The following is a 4956-nucleotide window of genomic DNA, read 5'->3' as shown; positions in this document are numbered from 1 at the left end:
CTCCGGAGCGCAAACGTGTCGCACTGCTCGCGCGTGATGCCCTCCTCGAGGGCAACACGCTCCACTGCATCGCCCATTCCAAGCCAGGTATCGCCGGAGAGGGCATCGTTGGGACGCAGAGTCTCGCCCATAAACGGAACATGGGTCATGCTCTCCACACCACCCGCTAAAATAAAATCCGCCTGGCCGGTTGCCAGCTTTGCCGCCGCCGTCGCAATCGCCTCCAGCCCCGATGCACAGAAGCGATTCAGGGTCAGCCCGGCCACGCTTGCGGGGAGCCCCGCACGAAGCGCCGCCACACGGGCCACGTCCATTCCCTGTTCCAGCTCCGGCATCGCGCAGCCCAGGATCACATCGTCCACTAGAGCGGGGGAGAGCTGAGGAACCCGCGCGAGGACGCCCTTCAGCACAAAAGCGGCCAGATCATCGGGGCGCAGGTCTTTAAAACTTCCCTTAGGAGAGCGTGTCAGGGCGGAGCGTCCCGCCGCGACAATTACAACATTGTCCATGAGCCGATTATACCCCGGTACAATAATCACATGAGCTTTCTAGAGACCAATCGCTTTCAACCCGCCGCAGAGCTTGTCGCAGAGGCCGTTGCCAAGGGTGTTCCGGGGGCCGTTTTGCTGATCCTACACCAGGGCAAGGTCGTCTTGCGCCAGTGCTGGGGCTACGCCGGTCTGCGCCCCGAAAAGCGCCCCATGACCTGTGAGACACTCTTTGACCTCGCCTCACTGACCAAACCCATTGCGACGGGAAGTGCGCTGGCGCTACTTTTAGAGGCACGTCAGCTTACCTTAGACGACCCTGTGGAGAGATTTCTGCCTGAGTTCTCCCAGCGCCCCGGCATTACGATTCGGCAGCTCGCGACGCACTGTGCGGGGATTCCGGCGGGGGGAGCCTATTCCAATCGCTACGTCACGCTCAACGAGATCGTCGGGGAGATCGTTCGCTCCCGGAGAGCCGCAGGAGCTGGGGAGAAATTTATCTACTCGGACTACTCCGCGATCGCACTGGGAGCGGTTGTCGAGGCTATCGCCAAGCAGCGGCTGGATATCTTCTGCCGAGAGCGTGTCTTTCTCCCGTGGGCAATGACCGAGACAACCTACCGCCCGGGTGTGCAGCTTGCTCCTCGCTGCGCCGCCACCGTGTCGGGCGATGATCTCCCCGGTCGCCGCGGTAAAGTGCACGACCCGACGGCTGCCGCGCTCGAAGGGGCAGGCTGTGTCTCAGGTAATGCGGGCCTCTTCTCCACCGCAGACGACCTGGGACGCTTTGCCCAGAGAATGCTAGAAGGAGGGCGTGGGATCTATCGTCCTGAGACCGTTCGATCAATGACAACCCCACAGTCCCCTCTCGCAGGCCCCGAGGGACAGCGCGGCGTTTTATGGGATATTGGTAGCGCCTACGCGATCCGAGGCTCCCTATCAGAAGCGTCTTACGGACATACAGGCTTCACGGGTACTTCTATTTGGCTAGTCCCTTCGTCTGGCACAGCAATTATTCTACTTACAAATGCAGTCCATGTTGCAGAAAGCAGCTCTAAAGTAAGTGTCATCCCCTTAAGGCGAGCCGTATCCACAATGGTTGCAAAAATCATAAGTTAATGATGTCTTTCTGGGAGGTTGACTCTTAATTTTCACGGTATAATTTCTTTTGAAGCCCCAACGTGGGCAGCATCGGTCAGGAAGACAGCCTAGCCAAATAAGAAGACAGCCTGGCCAAATAAGGAAATAGAAAACAATGGGACGACGACCTAAAGTAATCAGTGAAGTAACAACCGAAGCAAACGAAGCAGCCCCTGTGGTGCGCCGACGACGACGAACAAGCCGTGTGATTGATCATGCCGCACAGACCGCGATTCTTGTAGACTCGCTTTTGAAGACCCGTGGCACTGAGGGTGCTTCTCAGGAAGAGCTACAGAGTGTGATCAACTGGGCACGTGGCGTACATGCCGAGACCGAGGAGCTCAAGACCCTCGTCGGCCGTCCGCGCCGTCAGAAAGCCCTGGCATCGCCGGATCGTATGGCCGCCTACGAGCTCAACAAGGCACTCCTGGAGAGCGTCCTTGCAGGCAGCATCGGCCTCAATGTCAGCGAGAGTGGCTCGATTGTTTTTATTAACCCTTCGGCGGAATAAAAGTAACCTAAAATAAAAAAAAGCCCGGCGCTTTGCCGGGCTTTTTCTATTTTTGATTCTCCCGTGGAGGAATCGGCGAGAAAACTCCGACCCGCTGTGCCGGTTTCCCCCGCCAGTGCTCGCGGGTCTTGGCGACCGCCTCCATCATCTCCTGACCTGCCGTATCACGATCCGCCGTTTTTGGAATGGTGTAGGGCTCCCCAAAGGCAACGGTGATCTTCCCCCGGTGGAGACCACCTTTCTTACCCAGAACATGACTCGCCCCACTCACGAAAACGGGCACCACGGGGCAGCCTGTCTTTATGGCAAAGAGCGCGGCCCCAGGCTCCGGCACTCCGATTTTCTCCTCAGAGTCCTGACGGGTTCCTTCTGGGAAGACACAAACAACACGCCCCGCTTTTAAGAATCCCAGGGCCGTTTTAAACGCCGTCATATCCGCTTCACCGCGCTTGACCGGAAAACCATCTACGCCCCTCAGGAGCCAGTTCAGGATCTTATGGTGAAAAAGCTCTGCCTTACCCATGAAGACGACACGGCGTGGGGTCACGTTGCCAATTGCCACGGGATCAAGATAAGACGTATGGTTGCTCACGTAGAGAACCGGACCTTCTTTGGGAACATTTTCAGCCCCCTGGATGTAAAACGTCGCCCAAGGCCGCAGAAGAACCAGCGTTCCTCGTTTTAATATCCAATAAGTATCCGTTTGCTTCGGTGCCGTTTTATCGTCGCTCATGCCTCTACTTTACCCGCAAGTTCCACTACAATCTGCTCAATCGTCCGTCCATCGGTCAGAAACGTGAGCGCATCGGGTGCTGCCCTGAGCGGCGAGGCCTCGCGGGTCTCGTCTCGCTCATCGCGCTCTTTAAGCTCGGCAAGCACCCTTGCGTAGTCAAAGACCTCACCACGGGCCTCCAGCTCGGCATGACGGCGACGTGCGCGCTCTTCTGGCGAGGCGGTCAGAAAGATCTTCAGCTCCGCCTGCGGAAAGACCACCGTCCCAATATCACGCCCCTCCATCACCACGCCACCCTGCGCACCGAGCGCTTGCTGGAGCTTCACCAGTGCTTTTCGAACACGCGGAACGGCGGCTACTTTGGAGGCCATCTGGGAAACCTCCGGAGTCCGGATCGCCTGAGAGACGTCTTCTCCTCCGAGAAGCACGCGCTGTGGTTCTCCAATACCGGCAGGGTCGAACGTGATCTGCGCCGCCTCCGCCAATGCCGTGCTTTCTTCCGGCTCTGTCCCAGATCGCAAGGCCAGTAGCGCCACGCAGCGGTACATCGCCCCAGAGTCCAGATAGACATACCCCAGACGGTCTGCTAGCAAGCGCGCCACCGTAGATTTTCCGGCTCCCGCAGGCCCATCAATTGCCACTATCCAGCGCTGCATAGCTCCTCCAAGCGTGCAAAAAAATCGGGGAACGTCTTGGCAACACACTGCGGGTTATCAATCACGATCCCTGGAGACCTCAGCCCCGAAATGGCAAAGGCCATTGCCATCCGGTGATCATCGTAGGTCTGAATCGTCGCAGGCAAGAGCTGTTTAGCCGGAAAAATCGTCAGACCGTCAGATCGCTCCTCGACACGCACCCCGAGACGCTGTAGCTCAGTGGCCACCGCAGACAAGCGATCTGTCTCTTTATGCCGAATATGGGCAACATTCTCGATCACCGTCGGTGAATCGGCAAACGGCGCAATTGTCGCGAGTGTCATCACCGTATCGGAGATTGCATTCATGTCTACGGTCACCCCACGAAGAGTTTTAGGGCCATGAACCTCGATAAAACCCGTGGCTTTGGTCACCACACAGCCCATCTGCTCCAAAACGTCTACAAAGGCCACATCACCTTGCAGCGCGTCCGGCCCAAGATTTTCTATTCGCACCCGCCCCGCCGTCACTGCGGCTGCGGCAAAGAAGTAAGAAGCGGCAGAGGCATCAGGCTCAATGGCATACGTCCCAGGACTTTTGAGCTTCTGCCCTCCCGGAATCCGGTACGTGCGCCCGCCATCCAAAACCTCCACGATCCCCCCAAACTGACGCACCATTGCAACTGTCATTTCGATGTAAGGCGCAGAGAGAATCGGCCCCTCAACACGGATTATCGTCTCGTTTGTCGCACAGGGAGCCGCCAGCAATAACCCTGAGAGAAACTGACTAGAGGCATCAGAGCGAACGGTCGTGCAGCCACCTTGAAGCCCCTTCGCATGAATCGTGAGGGGCGGACATCCCGTCGGGCAGTCAATCTCCACTCCAAGCTTGCCTAGTGCCTCCGCAAGATCACGAATAGGGCGCTCCCGCATCCGCTCCACGCCATCAAGAAGAAACTCTCCGTACCCTAGCGCTGCAATCGGGCTAATAAAGCGAGCAGTCGTCCCTGAGTTCCCAACAAAGAGCTGTGCCTGCGAGACAGGTATTGCGCCATCGCGTCCCCACACCCGCACCTGATGTGCTGTGTTACTTACTTCCACACGAAACCCTAGATTCACAAGACAGTCCTGCATTCGCTGCGTGTCATCAGCAACCAAGGCACCTATCAGAAGCGTCTCACCACCAGCAAGTGCCGCTAAGGCAAGAGCGCGGTTCGTAATACTTTTGCTACCGGGCACAGACGCAGTACCCACAATAGGCGAAGAAACGGGTAGGATTTCGAGTTGCAAGGGAAGAGTCACAACCTACAGAATATCACAAACAGCAATGGCCCTTCTCGGTTTTCCTAAGCTTTCACCTAGCAAGACCAAGAAAGGCCACTAACATAAATTCTGGCGTCGCGCTATTTTCCCAAGGGCTTTTGCCCCAAGTATCTTCGCCGCAATAGGG

6 protein-coding genes are annotated in these 4956 nt (G+C 57.2%); 2 read left to right on the top strand and 4 right to left on the bottom strand.

The genetic code is table 11. The features are described from left to right. Nucleotides 1–509, bottom strand: a 509-nt coding sequence (locus tag AC1XOS_RS19600) for a thiolase family protein (RefSeq protein ID WP_481963903.1), incomplete at its 3' end; no start/stop codon positions are given. Between the two features lie 30 nt (nt 510–539). Here AC1XOS_RS19600 and AC1XOS_RS19595 point away from each other — a divergent pair. Together AC1XOS_RS19595 and AC1XOS_RS19590 are read left to right on the top strand one after the other, a co-directional pair. After that, a complete protein-coding gene (locus AC1XOS_RS19595) occupies nt 540–1607 on the top strand; it encodes a serine hydrolase domain-containing protein (protein WP_481963902.1) in 1068 nt (355 codons plus the stop codon). Between the two features lie 136 nt (nt 1608–1743). After that, complete coding sequence (locus tag AC1XOS_RS19590) at nt 1744–2139, top strand: hypothetical protein (RefSeq protein WP_481963901.1); 396 nt, start codon at nt 1744–1746, stop codon at nt 2137–2139. Between the two features lie 46 nt (nt 2140–2185). On the opposite strand, the gene AC1XOS_RS19585 is transcribed toward AC1XOS_RS19590, so the two are convergent. The 3 genes from AC1XOS_RS19585 to aroA are packed head-to-tail and all read right to left on the bottom strand — an operon-like array spanning nt 2186 to nt 4760. Further along, complete coding sequence (locus AC1XOS_RS19585) at nt 2186–2872, bottom strand: lysophospholipid acyltransferase family protein (RefSeq protein WP_481963900.1); 687 nt, start codon at nt 2870–2872, stop codon at nt 2186–2188. Then, on the bottom strand, nt 2869–3528 hold the full coding sequence (gene cmk / locus AC1XOS_RS19580; protein WP_481963899.1) for a (d)CMP kinase: 660 nt from the start codon (nt 3526–3528) through the stop codon (nt 2869–2871). Before cmk ends, AC1XOS_RS19585 begins: the two co-directional genes overlap by 4 nt. Beyond that, nucleotides 3513–4760, bottom strand: coding sequence for a 3-phosphoshikimate 1-carboxyvinyltransferase (gene aroA / locus AC1XOS_RS19575; RefSeq protein ID WP_481963904.1), 1248 nt, complete (start codon nt 4758–4760; stop codon nt 3513–3515). Before aroA ends, cmk begins: the two co-directional genes overlap by 16 nt. Nucleotides 4761–4956 lie beyond the last annotated feature (196 nt).

This window comes from Armatimonas sp. (genome assembly GCF_964826245.1).
Note: the sequence above shows the minus strand (reverse complement) of the source record. Positions and strands in the feature narration are given on the sequence as shown.